Below are 24530 nucleotides of genomic sequence, written 5' to 3' on the forward strand. Positions count from 1 at the left end.
ATTTCTACTGAGGCAACGGCAACATCTTCGGCAACATTTCAGGCGAGGCAATGCGACGGCCAAGAAGGTTGACGCTCTACACCAGGCCATTCTTCACGGCGCGAAGCAAGGTGTCCTTGCTCACGCGCAGCAGCAGTCGATGGGCCAGCGCCTGCCCGGGCCGGCCGCCCAAGGCCAGTCCAAGACAGTGGACGAGCCCTTGCAGCCGCGCGGTTCGGCGACCATGGCGCTGGCCGATCCCTTCGTCGAGACGCTCGCCGAAGATCCGGGTTCGGCACGTCCGGCTCGGGCACCGAAAGCGCCGCACGGTCAGCACGATCCGGACGCGACGCCTGTGAGCGGGAAGATCCGACAGACGGCGCGCGTATCGGCTGTGGAGCCGGGTTGAAACCGTGCCGCACGACGGACAACGGGCCCTATCGTTTGCGACACGCGCGCGGATCAGCACCTCGTCCCCCTCCAGCCTCACGTCGTGAAGTCGAAGACCCGGCGGCAGTACCCCGCCATAGCTCGCAATCCCGCCCATCGCCAAATCCTCCAGCTACATCATGTGCCAGAGCTAGGGCGTCACACCAAACTTGCACAGAGATTGCGTCAGAGCCAGTTTTGGAAGCCGATTGACAGCGATCGCCCAGCAGCGTGTCTTACGGCAGGATCTCGGAGCGATCGGGCACCCCGGAATCCACGACCGGATCAAATCGGAATGGCTGACCGGATGTTATCGGAATCCGTGACCCGATGACCCCGGTGTGCGCACCACTATGGCGCCTTCGCGCGGAGAACCGACTGTGGCCCCAGGCTCCAGAACAGGCGGCGGCCTGCGAGGGAGCAGGCCCGGATCAAAACCCGATCAAGTCCAGATGGAGCGGGTGCGGTGCGTAACTATCTGACATTACATAGCTTCGTGCAGATCCGTCGCTGGGGCACAACTCCTGGATCAAAACCCGATCAAAACATGTCGGCTCAAGCCCAGAAGGGGACATAACCTGCGCGAGGATGCTCCGGATCTGCTGGCCGGATGAGATCGGATCCCACCGCAAGCCGGATGATGACAGAGGCCTGCGAGGCGTTGCGAGGATCTATCCCCAGACGGTCCCTCAAGGTTGCGTTGGTCATCCGCTGGCCACTCTCGTATTTCAGGGCGGCGTGCTGGTAGCATGCGCGAACGCGCTCCTCGGGCGTCATGTCGGCGAAGCGGCGGGGCGCGAAGAACACTACCCTGACCGCCTCTCCCTCCGTGCGGAAATCGGGCGGCGGAAGCTGATGGAGTTCGACCGCGGTCAGAACCTTGTCGATGCCGGTGCCTTGTTCCTCACAGAGACGCATCCGCCGCATCAGCGATGCCAACGCCTCGTTGCGGGACCGCGGCGGTGCGTCAAGGAACCGGTCGGGGCTGACTAGCGGCGCACCGGGGTTCGTGATCTCCATGCGGTCGCTGAAAAGCTCGATCAGGGGCCCGGCACCCGTGATCGTCATGTCCTGATGGATCAGCGCATTCGCAACCAGCTCTCGAATGGCAATGGCAGGATAGAGTGGACGTTCTTCCCGGAAGGCCGAGCCGATGTGCTCGTTGCGCGGAAGCAGTCCGTCGATGAAATCGATAAGTCCCTGAAATCCCGCGGCATATCCACGCTGTCCATCCTGGCGGTGCGTTACGGCGTAGGCGCGGCCGGGACCACCATAGGCGACGAACCTGACGCCTTTTCGTTCGAGCGAGGGGCCGAAGTCTGCGAGGCGCTTGGCAAAGAGGATCGCGCCAAGGTTGGTGATGTTCCAGTGCCCTCCAACGTCCTGCTGAATCAGCCGATCCGCTTGAAGCCTGTCAAAGATGCCGTGCCGATTGTCCGGCAATCGCTGACCAGTCAGGTCGAAATAGTTCGCATAGTCGAGCCGCGCGAGGACGTCGTCGCCGGTCACGAACTGCGCAGTGAGTCCGGCTTCCCACGCGTAGGGTTGAAGCCTGGCCCAGAGCGCACGAAGCCGCTCCGGATGATCTGAGAGCCTCGGTGTGGCGCTGCCGATCCGCACGTAGCTGATACGGTCAAACTCGATCGGTGCCGTGCCCGCGGCCGGTATCGTCAGCAGGACGAGCCGTACGCCCCGATAGTCGACCTCCTCGAACCGGAAATCGAGGCCGGGCTGAAGTCGGTTGGCCAGCCAGAGCTCGAATGGCTGGCCTTGTTCGCGCTTCGTTGCGAAGTCGAAGCTGGTGCCGACAGCCTCGTGGTTGCCATCACGGACACCCCATACAAGATACCCAAAATGCTGGTCCGCCAGACGGGCAGCATTCGACAGCGCGGAGACCAGCTTGCCAATCAGCGAGGCATCTGCGTTGTTCTCCTTGAACTCCAGCCAAGGCGTCTCTGCTGGTCGGGCACGCAGATCGTCTATCAGTCTTCGGTTTCGCTCGAGTGTCTGGTTAGGGGAAAGGGTCATTCGCGGCCTGGTGGCTCGTTGCTCATCTTCGTTCGGGCGCAGCCCTGCGCGTAGGACGCATGCGGTCGATGCGGAAGGCGGGCGCACAGTCGGTCTATTGGCGCGCGAGATCAAGAGGCGGGTGCTCCGGTTCCTCCCGCGGCCGTCCCCCTTCCGGCGGCGCGTAAGGCTGGCCGCGCCAGCGCCCGGCGCGTTGGGCCGGCCGGGGCACGGTTTCTTGAGACATCGCCGAGCGCTACTTTCCCAGGGAACGGGGATAGACAACGAGCAGAAACCTGGCGCAGCGGAGGCCTCGGCCCCGGCGACGCGCGCCCCACACGCTGGCGGAGCCGGGGCCGAGGCTGGCCCGGGCACGCGCTTCTCGGCGAAGAGGAAGCTGGACGTGGTGCAGCGGCTGATGCGGGGCGAGAGCCTGGAGGCCCTGTCGCGCGAACTGAACGTGCCGGCGCATCGGCTGTCGGAGTGATGTGACCGGGTGCTGCTGGCGGCCGAGAGTGCGCTGAAGGAGAGCGAGCGGGACGTGCGCCACGACCACGCAGGCCCCTCACGAGGGTGGCCGGATGTTCATGAAACGGCCGGCCGGATGCTCATGGAACGGATGGCCGGATGCCGTGGAATTCGCACCGTGGCTGGGCGATGGCATTTGCGGCGGAAATCCGCAGGCGGATCCCGCGGAAGCGGATGCGCCGCCAGGGCGGCCCCGAGACCACCATCTGTAGCACGGTAAGTACCTTTTTGTGACCAATGGTTGGAGGATTTAGCGCGCAGACTGCTGCCATTATGCGCGCTACCGAGGGACCTTTTCGGATGGTACTCCGGCTGACGCAGCGCACCGCTCAGAGCATGGGCGACGGGCGCGCGCCCTCACGGTTCCAGCGGCACATTCACCGTGAAAACCAAGCGGTTTCTGACCGTCGGCAACAGGGGCACCCACCCCTTGCTTGCGTTTACAAACGGTCGTTTATTTGCAGCAGATGAAACTGCAAACGGCCCGTCTCGATGCCCTTGATCGGCTATGCCCGCGTCTCGACCGAGGATCAGACCCCCCTGCCCCAAGCGCAGGCCCTGAGATCGGCAGGATGCGCCGAGATCCACGAGGAGCAGGCATCGGGCGGCAATCGAGCCCGACCCGTGCTGACGCGCCTCCTCGAGCGCATCGGCAAGGGCGACACGCTGGTGGTCGTCCGCATTGATCGCCTCGCGCGCTCGCTCTCGCATCTTCTCGAGGTGATCGAGCGCCTCGAAGCCAAGGGCGCCTTCTTCCGGTCACTGCAGGATCCGATCGACACCGCCTCGCCACAGGGCAAGTTCACGCTTCAGGTTCTTGGCGCCGCGGCCGAGTTCGAGCGCGCCCTCATCCGCGAGCGGACCAAGGCAGGGCTCGCCCACGCACGGACCGAAGGCCGCGTGGGCGGCAATCCGGGCCTGCGGGCCCGCGATCCGGCGGCGCTGCGCAAGGTTCGGCTGGCACGGGCCGACGGCTACATGGAACGCCTGGGCGAGACCGCGCAGGACTGGGTGCCCCACGTCCGCCGACTGCGGCCCGACATGGCCTGGGAGGACTTGCTGCGCATCGTGAACGCTCCCCTGCCCTACGATCGCCACTGGACGCAGGCCCGCCTGCTGCGCGCCGTGAACGCCTATGTTCGCGACGGCTTCCTCCCCGAGACCGTGCTGGGACGCGCCGGACGGCGGCGCGGCGACGACCGCCTGTCCGTCATCGTCGCCGCCATCAAGGGCGCAGACCCCGACATCACCCTTCAGGCGATCTGCGACCGGCTGGAGGCCATGCGCGAACGCACCCCACGAGGTCGAACCAGGTGGAACCCCTCTTCGGTGAAAATGCTGCTCAACAGGGCAGAAAAAGCCGGGTTACTGTGATCGACGGAGCCGCGCGACGGCCAGAGGTTCCTCTGGGCTTATGACCTGACACCGCGGAGGTCAGGCCGTTGAAGCGCGGCGCGCTCGCCGGAAGTCCTCGGCGTTCCGGTCGCCGACCATGCACTGGGCGATACAAGCAACAAGGTCGCCGCACGTCAGCGGTCACATCGGCCGCCCCTGATGGCACGGCGCACATCGGAGTTTCGCCGGCCCGGACTCCCGCCCTGACAGCATGAAACCGTTACCGGCCGGTAACCAGCCCGACCGGTAACTGCGGCGTCTCACTCCTTGCGGGACAGCGCATCCTGGAAAGCACGGACCGCCCTCTCGAGCACCCTGCGCTCGATGCCGGAATAGTCGCAGGCGGCGCGGATTCGGAACTCACCATTGCGGGCGGTCACCTTCGTGTCGCCCACCCGGAACTCGTACTTCTGGCGCGCCGTCGGCGCAGCCGCAGCCCCGACATCCGCCGGGCGTGCGGCCCCCTTGACGAGCCCCCGCAGCAGATCGTTCTGCTCCTCCGCGGAGGCACAGGCCGCGAGACGGCTCCGCGGAATCTCCAGCCCGTCGCCGAGCTTCCGCGCGACATCCACCCCGAGGTCCCGCGGAACGGCCCTGGGAAACGGGAGATCCTCGCCCACGGCCGCCATCAAGGCCACGAAGGACCGGATGTAGGAGCGCTTCACCTTGTGGAGCGAGCGGTAGAGCCTCGCCACGGCGGCATCGGCATCGCCCACCCCCGCCTGCGGATCGGCCGCCAGCGCCAGGGCGATCTGCGCCATCTCGGCGAAGCTCAGGTCCTGGCGGATGACGTTCTCTTCCACCATATCGACGTAGAGATCGGCGCGGTCGGCATCCGGCGTCGTGACGCGCGCAATGGCGCAGGCGAACCGCTCCTCCTGACTTTCCGCATGAAGCTGGCGCAGCGCGGTGAGACGACGCCATCCTTTCTTGAGCTGATAGCGCCCCGAGCTCGAGAGATAGACCTCGATGGGTTCGCGTTGTCCGCGCTCGCGGATCGAGGCCTTGAGCTCCTCCATCTCGTCGCTTTCGGCAATGCCCTTGAGGTCGAGCCGATCGCGAGGAAGCTGGTCCACCTCGATCTCGCCCACCGGCAGCCGGACGAGCACCCTGCCCTCGTCGCGCGCGGCGCGGAACTCCCGCGCATCGGCGGCATTCTGCCTCCGCTGCTCGACCAGCGCATCGCTCGCCTCCTGCGCACTCGCGGCGCTCTCTCGCACGGCCACGCCCATCGGACCCGGATCGCGGCTGCGCCGGGTCCCGGTCGTCGGCGCCTCGACAGGACCGATCCCGAACCTGTTGCCCTTGACCATCACGCCACCTCCCGCATCTCGTTGCGTTCTTTCCATGCCTTCAGGATCGTCTCCTTGAACTCGGCATAGGCGTTGTCGAAAGACTGCCGCGCCCGCTTCCAGGTCTCGCGCGTCATCTCGCGGTAGTCCTGCTCATAGACCGACATCTGGAACCGGCCGGACTGCTCCACTGCGCGGGTCATCTCGATCGGGTGCTGGCACACGTCGGCCCCGAACACATTTCGAAACGCCTGGAGCATCGCCACATGCAGCGGGTTTGCAGCCTCGAACCGGGTCATCAGCACACGGATATCGACGAACCGCTTGGGGAGCTGGATCCCGGCATCCGCCGCGATCCGTTCGAAGCCGACCGAGATCTCCTGCAGCGCGTCGCCAAGCTGCCCGAGGAACGAGGTCGTCGAGTCATACTCCCAGTAGCCGGGCCCGGAGGGGATGTAGAGCACGTCCGCCGCAAAGGCTGCGTTCAGCGACTGATAGCCGATGGCCGGCGGGCAGTCGAAGATCACGAGGTCGTACTGGTCCTCGGGCAGCTCGTCGAGATAACGCGCGACGCAGCCGAAGAAGGACCAGGCCTTGTGCAGCGAGCGGTATTGCGCGGAGGCGAACTCGACGAAGGCCGCGTTGGCGCAGGACGGAATGATGTCGATCGTCGACCAGGCCGTGCGCTGGATGAAGTCCTGCACGCGCATGGTGCCGATTTCCTGGACATCCTTGGGCAATTCGTCGGCGGCCGGGTAGGGGCAGTCTGCCGGGTCGTCATAGGCCTCCATGATCCGGTCGGCCTCCTTGCAGAGATCGCGGCACATGATGCCCCAGACCGTGTCCCACTCCTTGACCTCGACCAGCCCCATCGAGTGCGTCAGCGTCGCCTGCGGGTCGAAATCGACCACCAGCACGCGGTAGCCGTCGAGCGCGGCCGCGTTGGCAAGATGCTGCGCCACCACCGTCTTGCCCACGCCGCCCTTGAAGTTGGAGACGGCCACGCGCAGCGCGCGCCCCTTCGGACGCTCCGGCAACAGCTTCTTCCCGCGAAACCGGACCCGTCGGCGAAGCTCGTTGATCTCGGCCAGAGTGAACCATCTCTGGCGGCCTTCCTCCTCAACCACGCCCTGCGGCAACGAAGGATCCTCCGCCAGCTTCTTGCGCAGCGTGTCTGCGGGCACGTCGAACATGAAGCTCGAGATTTCCCAGATGGAGAAGGGTCGCAGCTGCTTGGTCTCGGACGGCGAGAAGGTCGCCTTGCGCACAGCGGCCTGCTGCGCCAGGCTCCGCTCGTTCATGTCCTGAAGGTAGCTGAAGTCACGCATGTGTTTCTCGCGTAATTTAACTCGTGACGTTCAATAGCGCGAAAACAGAAAGCTGCCAAATGCTAATCTGCCAAAATCGCGTTTCTGAAAGTGTGGGGCTGAAATATACCTCGCTTCGCCACGTCTCCCCGGCGTTTCGGTGACACGAAGACACAGTCTCGGGGCCAAATGGTGACAAGGCGCCCCTCATTCAGTGGCACCCAAGATGTCCCCCAATACCTGTTAAACCAGAAATCACCATTTTTCCGTGGAAGATGGGCAAATCCCGTCATCCGAAACCGTTTGACAAATAACGGGAGGCTGCCACACTGCTTCTCACAGGAATCGGCGGGTCAAGCTGATCGGGCAGTAGAGGCTTAGAATGCAGAATGCGCGACTTGCAGGCCCCGGAGCGGGTGCCGAGAAATACGACATTCTCACCGCTCTGGCAGTCAAGGGGCTGTCATCGAGTGGCACTCTGCAGACTTCGATCCTTCGCCTGGTGGCACTTGTGACGGCCCGCTACAACTGGGCGCGCGGGGAGATGGCCATAGGTCAACGCGAAATGGCCGCGCTTTGGTCCGTGGACGAGCGCACCGCGAAGCGGGAGACCCGTCGCCTGATCGATACAGGCTTCCTCGTGCTGAAGGTCCGGGGCGTAAAGGGCAGGGTGGCTGTCTATGCCCTTGATCTTCCCGCGATCTATGCCGCAACCCAGGAAGAGTGGGGCAAGGTCGGATCCGACTTCGCCCTCCGCATGGCGGGCCGCCACGAGCCCACGCCGCAGCGGCAGGTTCCACCGCAATCCCCGGATGCACATGTGGTCCATGTGGATTTCTCGGGCGGCTCGCGCGGCGCATCAAGCCCGTGGGCGCGGATGATGCGGATGCTGGAGGACGCGAACCCAGCCCATTTCGCATCGTGGTATGCACGCCTGTCGCTGGTACGAGCCGAACGGGGCGTGGTGACCGTATGCGCGCCGTCGCGGTTCGCGGCGCAATATCTTGAGACGCATCTGAGGCGCGAGCTCGAGCATCCGCTTCGAGTCTGCTTTGGCCCAGATACGCGCTGCGAAATAGTGGCAGCGAGCTGAACAGCTCCAGCTCTGGGCGCGGCTGACCGCCACCACCGTCGGGATCTTCGGGGCCGGCCACCGGCGCGCGTTCGCGCCCTCGAGGTCCGTGGCGCGCAGAGGGTCGGGCCTGTCAGGCCCCACCCTCGGCGCAGGAAACACGTTCGGTTTGCGCCGTTGACAAGCGACGCGGAAAGCGGTCCGACAGGGGCAGGGGCGCGGACGATCCATGGGGACCTGTCAGGACAGGGCAGGTCGGAAACAGGCGCCAACCCCGGAGAAACGCAAGGACCCGCCCACGATGCACGTTCTTCTCACGCGTCCCACCCTGCAGGCTGAGGCCATGAGGCCGTCCCTTGAAGAAAAGGGCCACCGGGTCTCTGTCGAGCCGGTTCTGGACGTGTCGCCTGTCGATTTCAGCCATGAAGCCCTGAGGGACTCCCGGACCATTGTCGTCACGTCGGTCCATGCCTCGCTGCGGATCGCCGAACTGCCTTCGATAGACAGGACGGTTCCGATCTACGCCGTGGGCGCCGGCACGGCCGCGCCCCTGCATCGGGCCGGCTTCTCCTGCGTTCACGAAGCGGCCGGAGACGCGCCAAGCCTGCTGGATCTCATCCTGAAGAAGCGGTCCGCGTCCGAGGGCCGGATCACCTATCTGAGCGGGTGGGACATCACCGAGGACATGGCCGCGGCGCTGAAGCGTCATGGCCATGATGCGCAGCGCCTCGTGGCCTACCGGGCCACGCCGGCCAAGTCCCTGTCGCCCGCGACACAGGACATGCTCCGCCGGGGCGACATCGACTGCATCCTCTTCATGTCCTATCGCACCGCGCACTTCTTCACCCTGCTGTGCGACAAGGCAGGGCTGTCGCCGTGCCTGCGGACCATCAGCGCGGCGGCGATGTCGGAAAAGGTGGCCCGCGGGCTCTGCCGGACAGACTGGCGAGAGACAGGCATTGCGGCGAACCCGTCGCGGGAGGCCATGGTCGATGTGCTCACGGCCCTCGCGGGGCAGGGCGCCCGCGGGAATGGAGTCTGATCCGACGCAGCGATTGACGAACCGACGCGACCGTGCCCGGTCATGCCCGCGCGGGCAATGTCACGGTGATTGCCAGCCCGCCACCTTCGGCCTCGGCAAGGATCAGCCTCCCGCCGTAGGCCGCGATCCGGTCGGCCGCGATGGAAAGGCCGAGGCCATGGCCGGGCATCGTTTCATCCAGTCGCGCCCCGCGGGCAAGGATGCGGGCGCGGTCGGCCTCGGGGATGCCGGGGCCGTCGTCGATGATGGTGACCTCTACGCCGTCAGGACAGGGTTCCGCCGCCAGCCGCACGGATGTCCGCGCCCATTTCACCGCATTCTCGGCCAGGGCGCCCAGAATTTCGGCCAGATCCTCGGCATCGCCCCGAAAATCCGGGGCGCCGGTCGCTGCGACCTGCAGCGCAACTCCGCGACGCCGCGCCTCGGGCGTCAGGACCAGCGCCACATCCTCCAGGACCGGAGCCAGCGCGACATGGGCGGACGGATCCAGCCCGGCCGCCGCTGCACGGGCGCGCTTCAGGTGCCAGCGGATGATGCGGTCCATCCGGTCGATCAGGGCAGCGTCCTCGGGGCCTGCGCGGTTGGCCAGCACCGCCAGCGGGGTCTTCAGCGCATGCGCCAGATCGCCCGCATGGGCGCGCGCGCGCTCCAGCTGGGCGGCATTGGCGGTGATGAGGCGGTTCAGCTCATCCGACAGGGGCTCCAGTTCGGCGGCCCGTGCCCTGGGCAGCGCCTTCGCCCGCCCGTCGCGCACGGCCGCCACGGCCCGGGCGAAGTGCGTCAGGTCCACCAACCCTGCCCGTACCGCCAGCACCTGCGCGGCCATCAAGGCCGCCCCCAGCACCGCCAGCGCCAGGGTCAGGGGGCGGCGAATGACGGCCAGCGCTCCTTCGGCCTCGGCCGCAGGCAAGGTCACCGTCACCGTCAGCCGCCGCCCGTCGCCCGGCGCCGTGAACCCGGCGACGTGCGAGACCAGCGCCGCGCCATCCGGCCCGGTCCGACCCGCGCCATCCACGCCCAGCGTGCCCGTCACCAACGAAGGCGAGCGCGCCAGCACCGCCGCCCCGTCGCTGACCTGCCAGTACCAGCCGGACAGCGGACGCTCGAAACGCGCATCGGCAGGGGACGGAACCACCGCGACGCCCCCCGTCGCATCCCAACGCGCCGCCGCCATCACGCCTCGTGCCGCCGCCGTCAGTTCCGCATCAAGCCTGCGGCTCACGAAATCCGCCAGCACGGCCGACAGCGCCACCCAGGCAACGACCAGCGCCGCCATCGTCAGCCCCGTCGACCAGGCAAGCATCCGCGCGCGGATGGATCGCAACCTCATGCCGGATCGCCGGGCAGCAGCCGATAGCCCTCGCCCCGCCTGGTTTCCACCCGCGCCTCGCCGATCTTCTTCCGCAGCCTGCCGATCACCACCTCCAGCGAGCGGAAATCGCGGTCGGCGTCGCGGTCATACATATGTTCGGACAGTTCCGTCCGACTGACGACACGGCCCTTGTTCAGCATCAGGTAGCGCAACAGCCGGGCCTCGAAGGCTGTCAGCCGCAGCGGCATGCCCTCCAGCGTGGCAAGCCCGGTCGCCGTGTCCAGCACGAGGCCGCCCGCCGCCAGTTCCGCCGTCGCGTGCCCCGCCGCGCGGCGGATGAGGCTGGAGAGGCGCAGCGTCACCTCCTCCATGCGGAAGGGCTTCAGCACGTAGTCGTCAGCCCCGGCCCGGAACCCCGCCACCTTGTCCGACCATGCGTCCCGCGCGGTCAGGATCAGCACGGGAAAGGACAGTCCCGCGCCGCGCCAGCGCCGCAGCACCTCGATCCCGTCGATCCCCGGCAGGCCGAGGTCCAGCACGGCGGCGCCGACCGTCTCGGTCGCGCCGAGGAATTCGCCCTCCTCGCCGTCATGCGCCAGTTCCACCGTATATCCCGCCTGCGCCAGCGCGGCCGCGATCTGGCCGGCAAGGTCGCGGTCATCCTCGACCACCAGAACCTTCACGGGGCGCCCTCCGGCAGGATGCGCGCCTCGGACTGGCCGACGCCGTCCACCTCGAGGAACCGGCATCCGGGGCCGGTGATCTCGATGTCCAGCACATTTCCGGCGGGGGTAAGCCAGCGGATTTCCTGCACCAGCCCGTCATCCTCCGCCTCGATCCGCAGAGCCTCGCCCCGATAGCGGGCGGAGACGCAGGCCAAGGCCGAAGCAGCGTCGATGGCGGCGGCATCCTCGGGCGGGTCGGCCATCGCCGGCGCGGCAAGAAAGGCAAGAATCAGGAGTGCGAACGCAGGACGCATGGTTTGCGGATAGTAGCCCAAGGCTCAACGGAAACCAAACCGCGCGGTTGCGGTGGCGTTTGGCGCGAATCGCGCAGAACAGCGCCATGATGAACTCCAAGGAGAAACCGATGAAACGCGTTCTTGCCGCCCTGATCCTGACGACGGCCCTCGCCACTCCCGTTGCCGCGCAGGAAGTCCCGCTTTCCGGCACGGTGGCCGAGGTCTTCGGCACCCGGATCGTGCTGAGCACGCCCGAGGGCCGCGTCCTCGTGACCCTTCCGCAAGGCACCACCGCTCCCGCGCCCGGCACGCGGCTGGACCTGACCGGCACGCGCACGGGCGAGACCTTCGCCGCCACCACCGTGACCGAAGGGCCCGCCGCCGCTCCGGCCGAGGCGGTGCTGCCCTCTGCTCTGCGCGGCCTTGACCTGACCGACATCCGCACCCGCTCCCGCAAGGACGGCAAGATCTACATCTATGCCCGCGGCGGCACCGGCTGGCTCCGGGCCGAGGCGCGGGGTGACCGGCTGCTGGAAGTTCAGACCGATGGCGCGGGTCTGCCGCAGCCGCTGATCGAGACCCTGCTGCCCGCCTCCGTCCGGGCCGAGCCGCGCCTTGCCGAGATCGCCCGCCTGACCGAGATCGATCTGGACGACGACGGCGAAATCTCGGTCGAGGGCTTTGCCACCGACGGAATGCGGATCGAGATCGAATTTTCGCGCGACGGGACCCTGAAGGATTTCGAGCGCGAGCGCGACGACCGCCGCTCGCTGTCCGAGGCCGCGGCGCGGGACAGGCTGGTCGCGCTCGGCTACACCGACATCGGCTTCATGGAGCGGGGCGGGCGGCATGTCACCGCGCTCGCCACCAACCCCTACGGCGACACGGTCGAGGTGCGGCTGGACGATCAAGGTCGCGTGGAACGCGAGCGTCTGTGGCAGAACTGACGGGGGCCGCGGATGAGCGACGCATCTCGCCCCTCCCTCGTCGCCGCCACACGGACCCGCCTTTCCGGCGCCCGGATGGCCGCAGGAGCCGCAAAGAGTGGGAGCACAGGAGCGGCGTTGGAGGCTTCGGGCCCGGCAGGACCAGCGCAAAGAAAAACGGGCGGCAGCGCCGCCCGTTCTTGTCTCGCTGATCGGATCGCTCAGGCGAGGGCGAGGTTCGTCGCCGACTCGCGGCCGTTGCGGTCGCGCTCGAGATCGAAGGTGACGGCCTGGCCGTCGTCCAGCTGGCGGATGCCGGCGCGCTCAAGCGCGCTGATGTGAACGAACACATCCTTGGAGCCACCCGCCGGAGCGATGAAGCCGAAACCTTTGGTGGTGTTGAACCATTTCACGGTGCCAGTGGCCATCGTGACGTCTCCTGTCTTGTGCCATCCGCAGGATGCGATGGCTTGGCTCAGTCCTGTCAGAGTCGCAACTGAAGCCGAAGGGAAACAGAAGGTCGAAAGAGGAAGCTTTGCCCGCCCTTCATGGCACGAATCACGTTCCAAAGCAAGCAATGGTGGAGCCACCCCCGCGAACGCACTGTTTCATCGCGGTGCGCAGGGCCGGGGGTGCGTCGAGGGACGCCAGGTCGAGGCGGTGATCCGGCAGCGCAGCGGGTGCCTCAGCCCAGGGCGGTGGCGAGGTCGTCCCAGAGATCCTCGGCCGACTCCAGCCCGACCGACAGGCGCAGCAGGTCGTCGGGGACCGGCGAGGTCGGGCCCTCGATGCTGGCGCGGTGCTCGATCAGGCTTTCCACCCCGCCGAGCGAGGTCGCGCGGGTCCAGAGCCTGACCCGTGCGGCGGTGGCGATGGCGGCCTCGCGCCCTCCCGCGACGCGGATCGAGAGCATCCCGCCGAAGCCGCCCTGCATCTGGCGCCGCGCGATGGCGTGGCCCGGATGCGAGGCGAGACCGGGATAGAGCACCTCGGCCACGCGCGGATGGGCGGCCAGCCGCTCGGCCAGCGCCGCCGCCGAGGCGCATTGCCAGCGCAGCCGGGGATAGAGCGTGCGCATCCCGCGCTGCAGCAACCACGCCTCGAACGGGCCGAGGATCGCGCCGTTCTGGCGCTGGACCGCGGCGATCCGGGCCCAGGAGTCATCCCGCTGCGCGCAGGTCAGGGTGCCCGCCACCACGTCGGTGTGGCCGTTGAGATATTTGGTGGCCGAATGCATGACGAGATCGGCGCCCAGCTCGAGCGGGCGGGTCAGGACGGGGGTGGCCACGGTGGAATCCACCGCCAGACGCGCCCCGGCGGCGCGGGCGATGTCGGCCACGGCGGCGATGTCGGCCACCTCCCATGTCGGGTTGGCGGGCGTCTCGAGCCAGATCAGCCGCGTCCGGCCCGGCCGCACCGCCGCGGCCAGCGCGTCGAGGTCGGACGTGTCCACCAGCTCGACCTCGATCCCCCAGCGGGTGGCGAAATCGAGCAGCCATCCGCGCAGGGCCCAATACATCACCCGCGGCGCCAGCACATGATCGCCGGGCGCCAGCGCGAGGAAGACCGCCGTCGCCGCCGCCATGCCCGAGGAGAAGAGCAGGGTCTCGGCCCCGCCCTCGAGCCGCGTCAGCAGATCGGCGGGCGTGTCGAAGGTGGGATTGTCGGCGCGGGCATAGACGCGGCCGCGGGAATAGCCGGTGTCGGCGTCGCGCTCGTAGGTGGTCGAGGGATGGATCGAGGGGATCAGCGCCCCGGTCGCGCCATCGACCTGCCCGAGCGCCTGCGCGGCGAGCGTTTCGGGGGACAGGCGGCGTTCGGTCATCTCGGCTCCTCCGGGCGGGGTCGGCCCGCTGGCCGGTGGTAGCGCCCCGGAGCGGGACCGGCAAGCGGGGGCAGGGGGGCATAAAAAGAACGCTCTCCCGCGCCGGGCGCGCGGGCCGGACCGGCGGTGCGCCGGAGGGCGGCTATGGCGGAACGCGGGTCCGGGCGGAAGGGGCGGGGGCCGGGCCAAGCTTCCGTGCGGGCGTCGGCGCAGAGGTATGGCGGGGCTTGCGCCCCGCGCGCCGATCCGGTCTATCGCGACTCGCGGGAGGCCAGACGTTGGGCAGCAAGGAGCCCGGATGCGCGTTGAACAGGCACAGGGTGCGGCGATCACCTTCGACAGGGTCGAGAAGTCCTTCGCCCAGAAGGGTGGCGCGCCGGTCATGGCGCTGGCCGATTGCTCGCTGACGGTCGAGCCCGGCACGATCACCGGCATCATCGGCCGCTCGGGAGCGGGGAAATCCACCCTGCTGCGCATGGTCAACGGGCTGGAACGGCCCACGGGGGGCCGGGTGCTGGTCGGCGGGCGCGACGTGGGCGCGGCGACGGGCGCCGAGCTGCGCGAGATCCGCCGCGAGGTCGGCATGATCTTTCAGCATTTCAACCTGCTCGCCTCGCGCACCGTATTTGGCAATGTCGCGCTGCCTCTGGAGATCGCGGGCAGGCCCAAGGCCGAGATCCGGCCGCGGGTCGAGGATCTGATCGCGCGCGTGGGCCTCGAGGCGCTGGCCGACCGCTATCCGGCCGAGCTGTCGGGTGGGCAGAAGCAGCGCGTGGGGATCGCGCGGGCGCTGGCCACCGGGCCCAAGGTGCTGCTGTCGGACGAGGCCACCTCGGCGCTCGATCCCGAGACGACGCGGACGGTGCTGCGCCTTCTGGCCGATATCAACCGCGACCTCGGGCTGACGATCCTGCTCATCACGCATGAGATGGGCGTGCTGCGCGACATCGCCACCCATATGGCGGTGATCGACGGCGGGCGCATCGTCGAGGCGGGGCCGACCTACGACATCTTCGTGCGGCCCGCGCATCCCACCACGCGGTCGTTCCTGTCGGGGGTGACGGGGGTGACGCTGCCGGCCTTTGTGGCGAACCGCCTGCGGCCCGCCCCGCCCGAAGGGCCGTCGCAGGAGGTGATCCGCATCACCTTTGCCGGCCGCCACGCGACCGATCCGATGCTCGCGCGCCTGACGGGCGAGCTGGGGATCGCGGTCAACATCCTCGCCGGCGCCATCGAGGAGATCGGGCCGCATCCGTTCGGCAACCTGCTCGTCTCGGTCGAGACGGCGCGCGGGGCCGAGGCGCGGGCCTATCTGGAACGCCACCAGCTGCTGACGGAGGTGCTGGGCTATGTGGGCTAACCTGATCCCCCTGCTTCTCGAGGCGACGCTGCAGACGCTTTACATGGTGGCGGTCTCGGGCGTGCTGGGCACGGTCTTCGGCCTGCCGCTGGGGGTGTTCCTGGCCACATCGCAGCGGGGCGAGCTGCTGTCTTCGCCGCTGGTGAACAAGGTGCTGGGGCTGGTGGTGAACGCCACGCGCTCGGTGCCGTTCATCATCCTCGTGGTGGCGATCATCCCCTTCACCCGCGCGCTCGCCGGCACCTCGATCGGCACCACGGCGGCGATCGTGCCGCTGACGGTGGCGGCCATTCCCTTCATCGCCCGGCTGGTCGAGAACGCGATCCGCGAGGTGGACAGCGGGTTGATCGAGGCCGCCCGCGCCATGGGCGCCACGCCCTTCCAGATCATCCGCAAGGTGCTGATCCCCGAGGCGCTGCCCGGCATCACGCTGGGGCTGACGCTCGCGCTGGTCAGCCTGATCGGCTATTCGGCGATGGTGGGCGCGGTGGGCGGCGAGGGCCTGGGTGATCTCGGCATCCGCTATGGCTATCAGCGGTTCATGCCCGAGGTGATGGCCGCCGTCGTGGTGATCCTTGTCGTTCTCGTCCAGCTTGTGCAATCGGTGGGCGAAGGCATCGCCCGCGCGGTTGACCGGCGCGCGCCGCGCAACCGCGGCCGCTGAATTTCGGACTCCCAAAGAAGGAACTTCTCATGCTGCGCATGACCACGCTTGCCTCTGCCCTGGCCCTGATCGCGGGCGGCGCCTTGGCCGATCAGATCAAGGTCGGCGTCTCGCCGGGCGAACACGCCGAGATCATGGAGGAGGTTGCAAAGATCGCCGCCCCCAGGGGGCTCGAGATCGACGTGATCGAGTTTTCGGACTATGTGGTGCCGAACCAGGCGCTCGCCGATGGCGACATCCAGGCCAACTCGTTCCAGCACAAGCCCTATCTCGACAACCAGGTGAAGGACCGCGGCTTTGATCTGGTGCCGGTGGCCACCACGATCACCACGCCGATGGGGGTCTATTCCTCGAAGATCGACAGCCTCGACGCGCTGCCCGAGGGGGCGCTCGTGGGCATCCCGAACGATCCGACGAACGGCGGCCGGGCGCTGCTGGTCCTGCAGGATCTGGGGCAGATCACCCTGGCCGAGGACACGGGCCTTACCCCCACGGTTCTCGATGTGAGCGAGAACCCCAAGGGGATCAAGTTCCGGGAGCTGGACGCGGCGCAGCTGCCGCGGTCGCTCGCCGATCTGGATGCGGCGCTGATCAACACGAACTACGCGCTCGCCTCGGGGCTGAACCCCAAGACCGACGCGATCGCGAGCGAGAAGGCCGACAACCCCTACGTCAACATCATCGTGGTGCGGAACGGCGATCAGGAACAGCCCTGGGTGAAGGCGCTGGTCGAGGCCTATCACTCGCCCGAGCTGAAGGCCTTCATCGACGAGAAGTATCAGGGCTCGGTCATCACCTCCTGGTGAAGCGGCCGGCGGGGCCTTCGGGGCCCCGCCCGATCAGGCGACGAGGTGGAAGAACGAGCCGGTGACGAGGCCGCGGCGCGAGCCGGTCTCGGGCACCGGATTGCCCTCGGCGTCGGTGACGCGCGCGAGCGGCGCGTCGGGCTGTTCGAGGATCGTGGAATAGTGGAACTCGTGGCCGCGCAGCGCCGCGCCGGCCTCATGCCCCGGCATCGGCGCCAGCAGCTCGGCCCGGCGGTAGCCCAGATGCAGCCGCCGCCGCTCGAAGCTGGTGACGAGGCCCAGAAGGCCCGTCATCGCGTGGCGGTGGCCCTGCGCATCCACCAGAGCCTCGCCCAGCACCATGTAGCCACCGCATTCGCCATGCACCGGGCGCGTCTCGGCATGACGGCAAAGGCCCGCGCGGAAGGTCGTGGCGGCGGCGAGGCGGCCGGCGTGAAGCTCGGGGTAGCCGCCGGGCAGCCAGACCAGATCGGCGTCGGGGGGGGGCTCGTCGGCCAGCGGCGAGAAGGGCAGGATCTCGGCCCCGGCCGCGCGCCAGCCCGCGATCAGGTGCGGATAGGTGAAGGCGAAGGCCATGTCCTGCGCCAGCGCGATCCGCTGCGCGGGCGGGCGGGGCAGGGGGCCCGGATCGGCCGCGAGCGTGGGGCGGGCCGCGGCGCGGATCGCGCCCAGATCGGCGTTCTCGCGCAGGAGCGCGGCAAAGCCCGCGATGGCGCCGTCGAGGTCGGGATGCTCGCCCGCCTGCACCAGCCCGAGGTGCCGCTCGGGCAGGGCGAGGTCGGGGCGCCGGGGCAGCGCGCCGAGGACGGTCAGGCCGAGCCGCGCCATCTCGCGCCGGATCAGCGTCGCGTGGCGGGGGCTTGCGATGTGGTTCAGGATCACGCCGGCCAGCGGCGGCGCGTCGGGATGGTGGGCAAAGCCGAGCGCCGTGGCGGCGGCCGATTGCGCCTGGGCGCGCACGTCGAGGACCAGCACCACCGGCCAGCCGAGACGCCGGGCCATCCCGGCCCCCGAGCCGTTGCCCGCGGCGCCCGCGGCCGAGGTGCCGTCGAAAAGGCCCATCGACGCCTCGGCCAGCGCCAGATCCGCGCCCGCGGCCTGACGGATCAGCGCGGCGATCAGGGGGGGGCCCATCGACCAGCCGTCGAGATTGCAGGACAGCCGGCCCGCGGCGACGCGGTGAAAGGCCGGGTCGATGTAGTCGGGGCCGTTCTTGTAAGGCTGAACCGAAAGCCCCTCGTCGCGGAAGGCGCGCAACAGACCCAGCGTGACCGTGGTCTTGCCCGCGCCCGAACCGGGGGCGGCGATCATCAGGCCGGGCGGCAGGGCCGACGAGGAGGGGGCAGTCTCGTCCCGCATGGGGATTGTCCCTTGAGATCGCAGCGGCGACCGCCGCGCCCGCGATCCGGGCGCGGCGGAGGCGGCCTCAGGCCGCGTGATGCAGCCGGTGGGTGAAGAGGCCGGAGCCTGCGAGGCCACGCAGAGACTTGGCGCCGGCGAGCACCGCCAGATCGGCCAGCGGCTCGATCAGCACCACCAGCATGTAGGCGCTGCCGAAGGCGAGGATCGAGGTCATGTTCTCGGCCCCGAACCCCTGGCCGAGGAAGGCCCAGAACGCCACCCAGGCCACCACGCCGCCCTGATAGGCGGTCGAGAGGGCCAGCGCCTGCCGGTAGTCGAGATCGACATAGGGCGTGTGCGGCGCGATGATCCGCCGGGCCAGCGCCTGCACGGCAAAGAGCGGCACCAGAAGCGTGGTGACGTTCATGCCGTATTGCGGCAGGTCGAAGGGCGCGAACAGCAGCCCCTGGATCAGGAGACCCAGCGCCAGCCCGATGGCCGCGGGCGCGGCGCCCAGGATCAGGAACAGGGTCGAGCCGAGGATCAGGTGAACCTCGGAGACGCCGACCGGATAGTGCGGAAGGATCTCGAAGAAGGCAAAGACCGCGGCGGTCGCGATCAGGCTGCGCACCGCGAGCGAGGCGAGGCCCTTTTCGCGCAGGCTGTCCCACGCGAATTTCAGCGTCACGCCGGCCGCGGCGGCGGCGGTGGCAAAGCCCACGAGGGCCTTGGCTCCGGTCACAAGACCGGGTTCGATATGCATTGTCGTCCTCCTGACCGTCATCCCCGACGGCGTTTGGGGTTGGGCCGGTGTACCGGCAGTGGCGGCGCGGATGCGCCCGACGGCAGGTCTCCTGACTCGCGGGTCGTGGCCGTCCCCGAACCTTCCCGGCCATCGGCCAGTGGTGTCCGTCGGGGCGGCTCGCCGCTCACAGTTGCGGGGGCAGTCGCGGACTCGGGGTTTCCCCCTCACCGTGTTCCCTTTTCATCCCTCGGGCCGTGCGACCCTCGGGAACCGTCATGGCATGGCGTGACAGATCGGGGCCCCCGCGTCAATGCGGCGGCTGCGGCCGGGCTTGCGCCCCGCTATCGCGTGGGTGCGGAAGGCCAATGCGGCGATCCCCGGCGCTGGGGGGGCGCGCTCAGGACCCGTCCCGATCCGGCGGAGGCACCACCAGCACATCGACCGAGGCCGAGGCCAGGACCTGCGCCGCCACGCTGCCCAGGATCGCGCGCGCCAGCCTGCCCTTGCCGACGCTCGATAGGACGAGCAGATCCGCCCCGACCTCCCCGGCCGCGGCGAGGATCTCGTGCGCCGGGGGCGAGCCGCTGCGCCGCACGACCGGATCGGCGTCCGACAGCCCGGCCGAGGCCAGAAACCCCGTCAGCCGTCCCATCGCCTCGGCGCGCTGATCGGCGAGATAGGCGCCGCGCGCATCCTCGGGCAGCGTTTCGGCCATCGCAAGCCGCAGGGCCGGCGCGTCGAAGACATGCAGCACCGTCCGGGCCGCGCCCGCGCCGATCTTCAGATCCGCAAAGCGCCGCAGCGCCGCGTGCGAGGCCTCGGAGAGATCGGTGGTCAGCAGGAGGTGTCGCCACGGCCCGACGGGCGGGCCGTTCGCCATCAGGACGGGACAGGACGCGGTGCGGATCACGCGCTCGGCCGTCGTGCCGGCGAAGGCGTCGCGCAGCAGGTTCCGGCGGTGCGGGCCGATCACCAGAAGGTCGGCCCCGGCCTCGGACGCGGCACGGGTGATGCCGGCGAACGGGTCGGCCAGCACGACCGAGGTTCTGCACCCGATCCCGTCATGGCTGCGCAGCGAATGGCCCAGATCGTGCAGCAGCCGTCGCGCGTCGCCCGTTTCATGCTCGACGATGCGGCGGGGGCGGTCGTCGTCCACGACATGAACAAGGTGCACCTGCGCGCCGGTGGCGCGGGCCAGAAGCGCCGCGCGGCGCAGGGCGCGGTCCGAACGCTCGGAAAAGTCCGTGGCAATCATGATCGTGCGCAATGGCGGCGCCCTCCGTTTCCGCCGGTCATTCCAGCATGAACGGGACCGGCCGGACTTGATCCATCTCAGGTTGATGCGCGGCGGACATCGCCATACTTGGCCAAACCCCGCCGACCGGGACGGCACGGCCAGAGACGGGAGGGGTGAAACGGGCAGGGAGACGGCCGATGACAGGGATGACCTCCTTTGCCGAGGTGGCGCTGCTGCTGGTGATGGCGGCGGGCCTCGGGCTTGTGGGCACGCTGCTGCGCCAGCCGCTGATCGTGAGCTTCATCGCCGTGGGGCTGATCGCCGGGCCGTCGGCGCTGGACGTGGTGCATTCGGACGCGCAGATCGACCTGCTGTCCGAGCTGGGCATCGCGGTGCTCTTGTTCCTCGTGGGGATCAAGCTCGACGTGAAGCTGATCCGGTCGCTGGGCGCGGTGTCGGTGACGACGGGCCTCGGGCAGGTGGCCTTTACCGCGGGCTTTGGCTGGCTGATCGGGCTGGCCCTCGGGCTGGGGGCGATCGAGAGCCTCTATGTCGCCATCGCGCTGACCTTTTCCTCGACCATCATCATCGTGAAGCTCCTGTCGGACAAGCGCGAGATCGACGCGCTGCACGGGCAGGTGGCGCTTGGCTTCCTCATCGTGCAGGATCTGGTGGTCGTGCTCGCGATGATCGTGCTGTCGGCCATCGGCATCGGCGCCCCGGCGGGCGAGGGGCATGGCGGGGGCGCGGTGCTGAGCGTGCTGGCCTCGGGCGTGGCGCTGGTGGCGGCGGTGGCGCTCTTCGTGCGCTACGCCGCCGATGCGCTGACCGAGCGGCTGGCGCGGGCGCCCGAGTTGCTGGTGATCTTTGCCCTGTCGCTGGCGGCGATGTTCGCCGCGATCGGCGATGCGGTGGGGCTGGGCAAGGAGGTGGGCGGCCTGCTGGCCGGCGTCGCGCTGGCCTCGACCCCCTACCGCGAGACCATCGCGGCGCGGCTTGCGCCCCTGCGCGACTTCCTGCTGCTCTTCTTCTTCATCGCGCTTGGCGCGACGCTTGATCTGTCGCTGCTGGGCGCGCAGGTCGAGGCGGCGCTGATCTTCTCGCTCTTCGTGCTGATCGGCAATCCGCTGATCGTCATGGCGATCATGGGGGCGATGGGCTACCGCAAGCGCACGGGTTTCCTCGCCGGGCTGACCGTGGCGCAGATCAGCGAGTTCTCGCTGATCTTCGTGGCGATGGGCGTGGCGCTCGGCCATGTGACCGAGGATGCGCTGGGGCTGGTGACGCTGGTCGGCCTCGTGACCATCGCGGCCTCGACCTACATGATCACCTGGTCGCACCGGCTTTATGCGCTGTGCGAGCCGGTGCTGGGCGTGTTCGAGCGGCGCGGCACCCCGCGCGAGCCGCACGAGGCGGGGGCGCACGGCGGCCGGTCGTTTCCGGTCATCCTGTTCGGGCTGGGCCGGTTCGGCACGGCCATCGGGCTTCGGCTGAAGAAGCGCGGGCTGCGGGTGCTGGGGGTGGATTTCAACCCGCTCGCCGTGCGGCGCTGGCGCGAGCTGGGCCTCGAGGCCGAGTTCGGCGACGCGACGGACCCGGAGTTTGTGGCCGAACTGCCGCTGCGGGGGGCGGAGTGGATCGTCCTGACCGTGCCGCGCCACCCCACCGGCCTCAGCCACGAGGATACGCGGACGACGCTGATCCAGCTGACCCGCGCCGCGGGCTTTGGCGGGCGCCTTGCGGTGGCCTCGCACGGGGCGGGCGAGACCGAGGCGCTGTTCGGCGCGGGCGCCGACATCGTGCTCGAGCCGTTCCAGGACGCGGCCGACCGCGCGGTCGAGATCCTCGGCGGGGCGGCCGCGGCCGAACGCACCGAGATCCCCCAGATCGCCTCGGAGGGGCAGCCGGCGGCCTGAGCCTTCTGCCCTGCGGGCGGTGACTGGCGTCAATGTGCGCGCGCAGAAACGGCGGGATCCTCATCGTGACCGGGCCGCACCTGCGGAGAGGGCAGGGGACGTCGTGTCCGACGGGGAAGCAGGAGACGTGCGATGGTCGCCCTGACCGAGCTTGACCTTCACGACGCACCGTGCGCCGCGCTCGGACATCGGGGGGCGGCATGATCCGCCGGTTTGCCCGCAAGGCCCGTTCGGCTGCGGTCTCGGCCCTGGGGCGGGCCGGGTTCCTTGCGGAATGCGAGCGCTACCTGCAGGACCGCCGCACCCGGAGCTGCCACGAGAACGCCCAGGCCCAGGGTGTGGTGTTCGGCGCCGAGGCCGTGGTGCTCAACTGGAGGGGCGAGCCCGCGCGCATCCGCATCGGGCGCGAGTCCGTCATCCTGGGCGAACTGATCATCTTTCCGACCGGCGGCCGGATCCGCTTCGGCGAGGCCTGCTTTCTGGGCCGGAACTCGCGCGTCTGGTCCATGTCGGGCGTCGAGATCGGCAACTTCTGCCTGATCTCGCACAATGTCTCGATCATGGACACGGATTCGCACGAGGTCGATCACCGCGAGCGGGAGGCGAGCTGGCGGGACATGCAGAGGGGCCTGTTCCGCGAGCAGGGCAACATCCGCTCCATGCCGGTCCGCATCGGCGATCACGGCTGGATCGGGGCGGGGGCGACCATCCTGAAGGGCGTGACGGTGGGCGAGGGCGCGATCGTGGCCGCCGGCAGCGTGGTGACGCGCGATGTTGCGCCCTTCACGCTGGTGGCCGGCAATCCCGCGCGCGTGCTCCGCTCGCTCCGCCCGGCCGAGGAGCGTCGTCTCGAACCGACCGCCCTGAGCCGGGCGGCGCAGGGGCCCGGAGCGGGGGGCGCACCCGCGCCGGACGAGTGCGCTTCCTCCAAGGTTGAGAATCACGCGGATTTCGGATAAAATTACTGTGAGGCACATGTTCCTGCCGCCGTCCCGAGCGCCGGATCGGATCTGACAGTTCCGGCACTTCTTCCTTCGATTTCCCAGGATCTCATTCTGCGCCGGCGGGCCGCTGCCGACGCCCGTTCCTTGCTGCGAAGGCGCGTGCAATGGCCGATTTCGGCATCCTCAGCCATGTGACGGTGGAGCTTCGGCGCCAGATCTTTGCCGCGCTTCAGGCGACACCCGACACGGATTTCGGACTGGCCGGCATCGTGGACCGGATCACCCTGCAATCACCGGGCGAGGATCTCGACGCGGCGGCGGTGGCGAGCCTCTATCTCTATCATCTCGACATCAACCAGCATTGCCGAAACCGGCAGCCGCTGCCCGACCGCGCGCTGCCCGACCGGTTCCGCAGGCCCCCGCTGCCGATGCAGCTGCGCTACCTCTTCACGCCGGTCGGCGACGACGAGACGGTGAACCAGTTGCTCCTGGGCCGGGTGCTGCAGCATTTTCACGATTTCCCCAGCTTTGCCGATGTCTCGGGTCGGCCGATCGGGGACGCCTTCGGCGGGGCCAGCCCCGAGCTGCGGGTCAAGCCGGACCTGCTGAGCCTCGAGCAGCTTGCGCAGATGTGGAACGCCTTTTCCGCGCCCTACCGGGTGTCGCTGGGCCTCTTGGTCGAGGTGGTGGCGGTGGACAGCGCCGTGCCGCCCGAACGGCTGCGCCGCGTCGAGGAACTGGCCGGCGGGCTGGGCAAGGTGGTGCCATGACCGGGCTCGCCTTCCCCTCGCGGCGCGTGGGCCTGCGGCAGGCGCTGGTCACCGGGCGCGCGTGGGAGAGGTTCACCGAACGCGGCCTGCCCGTCCATGAGGCGCAGCTGCGCGGCAGCCATGCGGGCGGCGGCGCGGTGTTCCGAACCGGCCTCACCCTCCGGCCGGGCGGCTGGTTCGCGCTGCATCTCGATCCGGCGCGCGACATGCCCGACCTTGCGGCGCCGGGGGCGGTGACGCTGACGCTGACCCTGAGGGCCCGCGGCCTCGCCCCGGTCGAGCGGAGCCTGAACGTCACCGGCGCCGATCTGGCGCTGGTCGAGGTGCCGCTCCTTGTGGCGGGGCAGGCGCTGACGGCCGAGCGGGTGGCGGGGGCGCCCTTTGCCTTTTCCGTGACGGTCGATCCGCCGCCGCTGCTCCTCGAAGGGTTGGTGCTGCGCGACCACGACCCGGCCGAGCCCGCCGCCGGCGTGGCCGTCCGGGCAAACGGCGCCGACGCCGCCGTGACGGATGCCGAGGGCCGGTTCCGCATCGCCGCGCTGCCGCTGGCCGAAAGCGTGACGCTGGATTTCGACGACACCGCCGCCACCACGACGCATGTCCTGCGCCCCGACTGGGGCCGGCGCGTCCTTTCCGCAACCTTCTCGATCCCGAGCGCCTGACACAGGAGAC

At 69.0% G+C, this 24530-nt stretch carries 23 protein-coding genes and 1 riboswitch; of the genes, 11 read left to right on the forward strand and 12 right to left on the reverse strand.

The window, feature by feature from the left end; translation table 11 throughout:
• Window positions 1–76: 76 nt before the first annotated feature.
• A complete protein-coding gene (locus tag FG154_RS21895) occupies window positions 77–526 on the reverse strand; it encodes a transposase family protein (RefSeq protein ID WP_145110265.1) in 450 nt (149 codons plus the stop codon).
• A gap of 437 nt (window positions 527–963) precedes the next feature.
• Entirely contained in the window at window positions 964–2436 is a 1473-nt protein-coding gene (locus tag FG154_RS16435) for an ATP-binding protein (RefSeq protein ID WP_101342006.1), read from the reverse strand.
• Window positions 2437–3435: 999 nt separating this feature from the next.
• Here FG154_RS16435 and FG154_RS16440 point away from each other — a divergent pair.
• Window positions 3436–4317 carry a recombinase family protein gene (locus FG154_RS16440; protein ID WP_101342009.1) on the forward strand — a complete coding sequence of 294 codons (882 nt, stop codon included), beginning with the start codon at window positions 3436–3438 and terminating at the stop codon, window positions 4315–4317.
• A 281-nt stretch (window positions 4318–4598) separates the two neighbouring features.
• On the opposite strand, the gene FG154_RS16445 is transcribed toward FG154_RS16440, so the two are convergent.
• Together FG154_RS16445 and FG154_RS16450 are read right to left on the reverse strand one after the other, a co-directional pair.
• The gene (locus FG154_RS16445) at window positions 4599–5651 is read right to left on the reverse strand and encodes a ParB N-terminal domain-containing protein (protein ID WP_145110267.1); all 1053 of its coding nucleotides are present in this window, start codon (window positions 5649–5651) and stop codon (window positions 4599–4601) included.
• Window positions 5651–6958, reverse strand: a complete 1308-nt coding sequence (locus tag FG154_RS16450; protein ID WP_011911178.1) for an AAA family ATPase — start codon at window positions 6956–6958, stop codon at window positions 5651–5653. Before FG154_RS16450 ends, FG154_RS16445 begins: the two co-directional genes overlap by 1 nt.
• Window positions 6959–7319: 361 nt before the next feature.
• Here FG154_RS16450 and FG154_RS16455 point away from each other — a divergent pair, with 361 nt between their 5' ends.
• Together FG154_RS16455 and FG154_RS16460 are read left to right on the forward strand one after the other, a co-directional pair.
• Window positions 7320–8030, forward strand: a complete 711-nt coding sequence (locus FG154_RS16455) for a DnaA N-terminal domain-containing protein (RefSeq protein ID WP_101342011.1) — start codon at window positions 7320–7322, stop codon at window positions 8028–8030.
• 322 nt (window positions 8031–8352) lie between these two features.
• Window positions 8353–9051 (forward strand): uroporphyrinogen-III synthase, encoded by a 699-nt coding sequence (locus tag FG154_RS16460; protein WP_246100355.1) that lies wholly within the window; start codon window positions 8353–8355, stop codon window positions 9049–9051.
• 40 nt (window positions 9052–9091) lie between these two features.
• On the opposite strand, the gene FG154_RS16465 is transcribed toward FG154_RS16460, so the two are convergent.
• From FG154_RS16465 to FG154_RS16475, 3 genes are read right to left on the reverse strand one after another with little or no spacing between them, the layout of a single operon-like run.
• The gene (locus FG154_RS16465; protein ID WP_044249873.1) at window positions 9092–10381 is read right to left on the reverse strand and encodes a sensor histidine kinase; all 1290 of its coding nucleotides are present in this window, start codon (window positions 10379–10381) and stop codon (window positions 9092–9094) included.
• Complete coding sequence (locus FG154_RS16470; protein WP_011911182.1) at window positions 10378–11046, reverse strand: response regulator transcription factor; 669 nt, start codon at window positions 11044–11046, stop codon at window positions 10378–10380. Before FG154_RS16470 ends, FG154_RS16465 begins: the two co-directional genes overlap by 4 nt.
• On the reverse strand, window positions 11043–11342 hold the full coding sequence (locus FG154_RS16475) for a Cys/Met metabolism pyridoxal-phosphate-dependent enzyme (protein ID WP_117345295.1): 300 nt from the start codon (window positions 11340–11342) through the stop codon (window positions 11043–11045). Before FG154_RS16475 ends, FG154_RS16470 begins: the two co-directional genes overlap by 4 nt.
• A 110-nt stretch (window positions 11343–11452) precedes the next feature.
• Here FG154_RS16475 and FG154_RS16480 point away from each other — a divergent pair, with 110 nt between their 5' ends.
• On the forward strand, window positions 11453–12271 hold the full coding sequence (locus tag FG154_RS16480; protein ID WP_246100357.1) for a prevent-host-death protein: 819 nt from the start codon (window positions 11453–11455) through the stop codon (window positions 12269–12271).
• Between the two features lie 200 nt (window positions 12272–12471).
• On the opposite strand, the gene FG154_RS16485 is transcribed toward FG154_RS16480, so the two are convergent.
• Both FG154_RS16485 and FG154_RS16490 read right to left on the reverse strand, forming a co-directional pair.
• Entirely contained in the window at window positions 12472–12678 is a 207-nt protein-coding gene (locus FG154_RS16485; protein ID WP_011911185.1) for a cold-shock protein, read from the reverse strand.
• Between the two features lie 257 nt (window positions 12679–12935).
• Window positions 12936–14075: a trans-sulfuration enzyme family protein gene (locus FG154_RS16490; RefSeq protein WP_145110273.1), complete on the reverse strand. Its 1140-nt coding sequence runs from the start codon at window positions 14073–14075 to the stop codon at window positions 12936–12938.
• A gap of 298 nt (window positions 14076–14373) precedes the next feature.
• Between FG154_RS16490 and FG154_RS16495 the strand changes: the two genes are divergently transcribed.
• The 3 genes from FG154_RS16495 to FG154_RS16505 are packed head-to-tail and all read left to right on the forward strand — an operon-like array spanning window position 14374 to window position 16905.
• Window positions 14374–15435: a methionine ABC transporter ATP-binding protein gene (locus FG154_RS16495; protein ID WP_145110275.1), complete on the forward strand. Its 1062-nt coding sequence runs from the start codon at window positions 14374–14376 to the stop codon at window positions 15433–15435.
• Window positions 15425–16099, forward strand: a complete 675-nt coding sequence (locus FG154_RS16500) for a methionine ABC transporter permease (protein WP_011911188.1) — start codon at window positions 15425–15427, stop codon at window positions 16097–16099. The genes FG154_RS16495 and FG154_RS16500 overlap by 11 nt, the downstream gene beginning before the upstream one ends.
• 29 nt (window positions 16100–16128) lie before the next feature.
• A complete protein-coding gene (locus FG154_RS16505; protein ID WP_145110277.1) occupies window positions 16129–16905 on the forward strand; it encodes a MetQ/NlpA family ABC transporter substrate-binding protein in 777 nt (258 codons plus the stop codon).
• A 33-nt stretch (window positions 16906–16938) separates the two neighbouring features.
• Here the strand turns inward: FG154_RS16505 and FG154_RS16510 are convergent, their stop codons facing one another.
• The 3 genes from FG154_RS16510 to FG154_RS16520 all read right to left on the reverse strand — a co-directional run bounded on the left by FG154_RS16510 (window position 16939) and on the right by FG154_RS16520 (window position 20258).
• Complete coding sequence (locus FG154_RS16510) at window positions 16939–18264, reverse strand: cobyrinic acid a,c-diamide synthase CobB (RefSeq protein ID WP_145110280.1); 1326 nt, start codon at window positions 18262–18264, stop codon at window positions 16939–16941.
• A gap of 67 nt (window positions 18265–18331) precedes the next feature.
• Complete coding sequence (locus FG154_RS16515) at window positions 18332–19009, reverse strand: energy-coupling factor ABC transporter permease (RefSeq protein ID WP_145110283.1); 678 nt, start codon at window positions 19007–19009, stop codon at window positions 18332–18334.
• Window positions 19010–19073: 64 nt separating this feature from the next.
• Window positions 19074–19280: riboswitch (cobalamin riboswitch) on the reverse strand.
• 108 nt (window positions 19281–19388) lie between these two features.
• Complete coding sequence (locus FG154_RS16520) at window positions 19389–20258, reverse strand: universal stress protein (protein ID WP_145110286.1); 870 nt, start codon at window positions 20256–20258, stop codon at window positions 19389–19391.
• Between the two features lie 167 nt (window positions 20259–20425).
• Here FG154_RS16520 and FG154_RS16525 point away from each other — a divergent pair, with 167 nt between their 5' ends.
• The 4 genes from FG154_RS16525 to FG154_RS16540 all read left to right on the forward strand — a co-directional run bounded on the left by FG154_RS16525 (window position 20426) and on the right by FG154_RS16540 (window position 24520).
• Window positions 20426–22144, forward strand: a complete 1719-nt coding sequence (locus FG154_RS16525; protein WP_108222115.1) for a cation:proton antiporter — start codon at window positions 20426–20428, stop codon at window positions 22142–22144.
• A 200-nt stretch (window positions 22145–22344) separates the two neighbouring features.
• A complete protein-coding gene (locus FG154_RS21740) occupies window positions 22345–23103 on the forward strand; it encodes an acyltransferase (RefSeq protein WP_282097402.1) in 759 nt (252 codons plus the stop codon).
• Between the two features lie 149 nt (window positions 23104–23252).
• Entirely contained in the window at window positions 23253–23858 is a 606-nt protein-coding gene (locus FG154_RS16535) for a Pvc16 family protein (protein WP_145110289.1), read from the forward strand.
• Window positions 23855–24520 carry a hypothetical protein gene (locus tag FG154_RS16540; protein ID WP_145110292.1) on the forward strand — a complete coding sequence of 222 codons (666 nt, stop codon included), beginning with the start codon at window positions 23855–23857 and terminating at the stop codon, window positions 24518–24520. The genes FG154_RS16535 and FG154_RS16540 overlap by 4 nt, the downstream gene beginning before the upstream one ends.
• Window positions 24521–24530: the final 10 nt, after the last annotated feature.

The organism is Cereibacter sediminicola (assembly GCF_007668225.1).
GTDB classification, from domain to species: domain Bacteria; phylum Pseudomonadota; class Alphaproteobacteria; order Rhodobacterales; family Rhodobacteraceae; genus Cereibacter_A; species Cereibacter_A azotoformans.

What these genes read in the sequence shown, in the direction of transcription:
- FG154_RS21895 (WP_145110265.1), bottom strand. Translation starts at nt 526, where the DNA reads ATGGGCGGGATTGCGAGCTATGGCGGGGTACTGCCGCCGGGTCTTCGA.
- FG154_RS16435 (WP_101342006.1), bottom strand. Translation starts at nt 2,436, where the DNA reads ATGACCCTTTCCCCTAACCAGACACTCGAGCGAAACCGAAGACTGATA.
- FG154_RS16440 (WP_101342009.1), top strand. Translation starts at nt 3,436, where the DNA reads ATGCCCTTGATCGGCTATGCCCGCGTCTCGACCGAGGATCAGACCCCC.
- FG154_RS16445 (WP_145110267.1), bottom strand. Translation starts at nt 5,651, where the DNA reads ATGGTCAAGGGCAACAGGTTCGGGATCGGTCCTGTCGAGGCGCCGACG.
- FG154_RS16450 (WP_011911178.1), bottom strand. Translation starts at nt 6,958, where the DNA reads ATGCGTGACTTCAGCTACCTTCAGGACATGAACGAGCGGAGCCTGGCG.
- FG154_RS16455 (WP_101342011.1), top strand. Translation starts at nt 7,320, where the DNA reads ATGCAGAATGCGCGACTTGCAGGCCCCGGAGCGGGTGCCGAGAAATAC.
- FG154_RS16460 (WP_246100355.1), top strand. Translation starts at nt 8,353, where the DNA reads ATGAGGCCGTCCCTTGAAGAAAAGGGCCACCGGGTCTCTGTCGAGCCG.
- FG154_RS16465 (WP_044249873.1), bottom strand. Translation starts at nt 10,381, where the DNA reads ATGAGGTTGCGATCCATCCGCGCGCGGATGCTTGCCTGGTCGACGGGG.
- FG154_RS16475 (WP_117345295.1), bottom strand. Translation starts at nt 11,342, where the DNA reads ATGCGTCCTGCGTTCGCACTCCTGATTCTTGCCTTTCTTGCCGCGCCG.
- FG154_RS16480 (WP_246100357.1), top strand. Translation starts at nt 11,453, where the DNA reads ATGAAACGCGTTCTTGCCGCCCTGATCCTGACGACGGCCCTCGCCACT.
- FG154_RS16485 (WP_011911185.1), bottom strand. Translation starts at nt 12,678, where the DNA reads ATGGCCACTGGCACCGTGAAATGGTTCAACACCACCAAAGGTTTCGGC.
- FG154_RS16490 (WP_145110273.1), bottom strand. Translation starts at nt 14,075, where the DNA reads ATGACCGAACGCCGCCTGTCCCCCGAAACGCTCGCCGCGCAGGCGCTC.
- FG154_RS16495 (WP_145110275.1), top strand. Translation starts at nt 14,374, where the DNA reads ATGCGCGTTGAACAGGCACAGGGTGCGGCGATCACCTTCGACAGGGTC.
- FG154_RS16500 (WP_011911188.1), top strand. Translation starts at nt 15,425, where the DNA reads ATGTGGGCTAACCTGATCCCCCTGCTTCTCGAGGCGACGCTGCAGACG.
- FG154_RS16505 (WP_145110277.1), top strand. Translation starts at nt 16,129, where the DNA reads ATGCTGCGCATGACCACGCTTGCCTCTGCCCTGGCCCTGATCGCGGGC.
- FG154_RS16510 (WP_145110280.1), bottom strand. Translation starts at nt 18,264, where the DNA reads ATGCGGGACGAGACTGCCCCCTCCTCGTCGGCCCTGCCGCCCGGCCTG.
- FG154_RS16515 (WP_145110283.1), bottom strand. Translation starts at nt 19,009, where the DNA reads ATGCATATCGAACCCGGTCTTGTGACCGGAGCCAAGGCCCTCGTGGGC.
- FG154_RS16525 (WP_108222115.1), top strand. Translation starts at nt 20,426, where the DNA reads ATGACAGGGATGACCTCCTTTGCCGAGGTGGCGCTGCTGCTGGTGATG.
- FG154_RS21740 (WP_282097402.1), top strand. Translation starts at nt 22,345, where the DNA reads ATGATCCGCCGGTTTGCCCGCAAGGCCCGTTCGGCTGCGGTCTCGGCC.
- FG154_RS16535 (WP_145110289.1), top strand. Translation starts at nt 23,253, where the DNA reads ATGGCCGATTTCGGCATCCTCAGCCATGTGACGGTGGAGCTTCGGCGC.
- FG154_RS16540 (WP_145110292.1), top strand. Translation starts at nt 23,855, where the DNA reads ATGACCGGGCTCGCCTTCCCCTCGCGGCGCGTGGGCCTGCGGCAGGCG.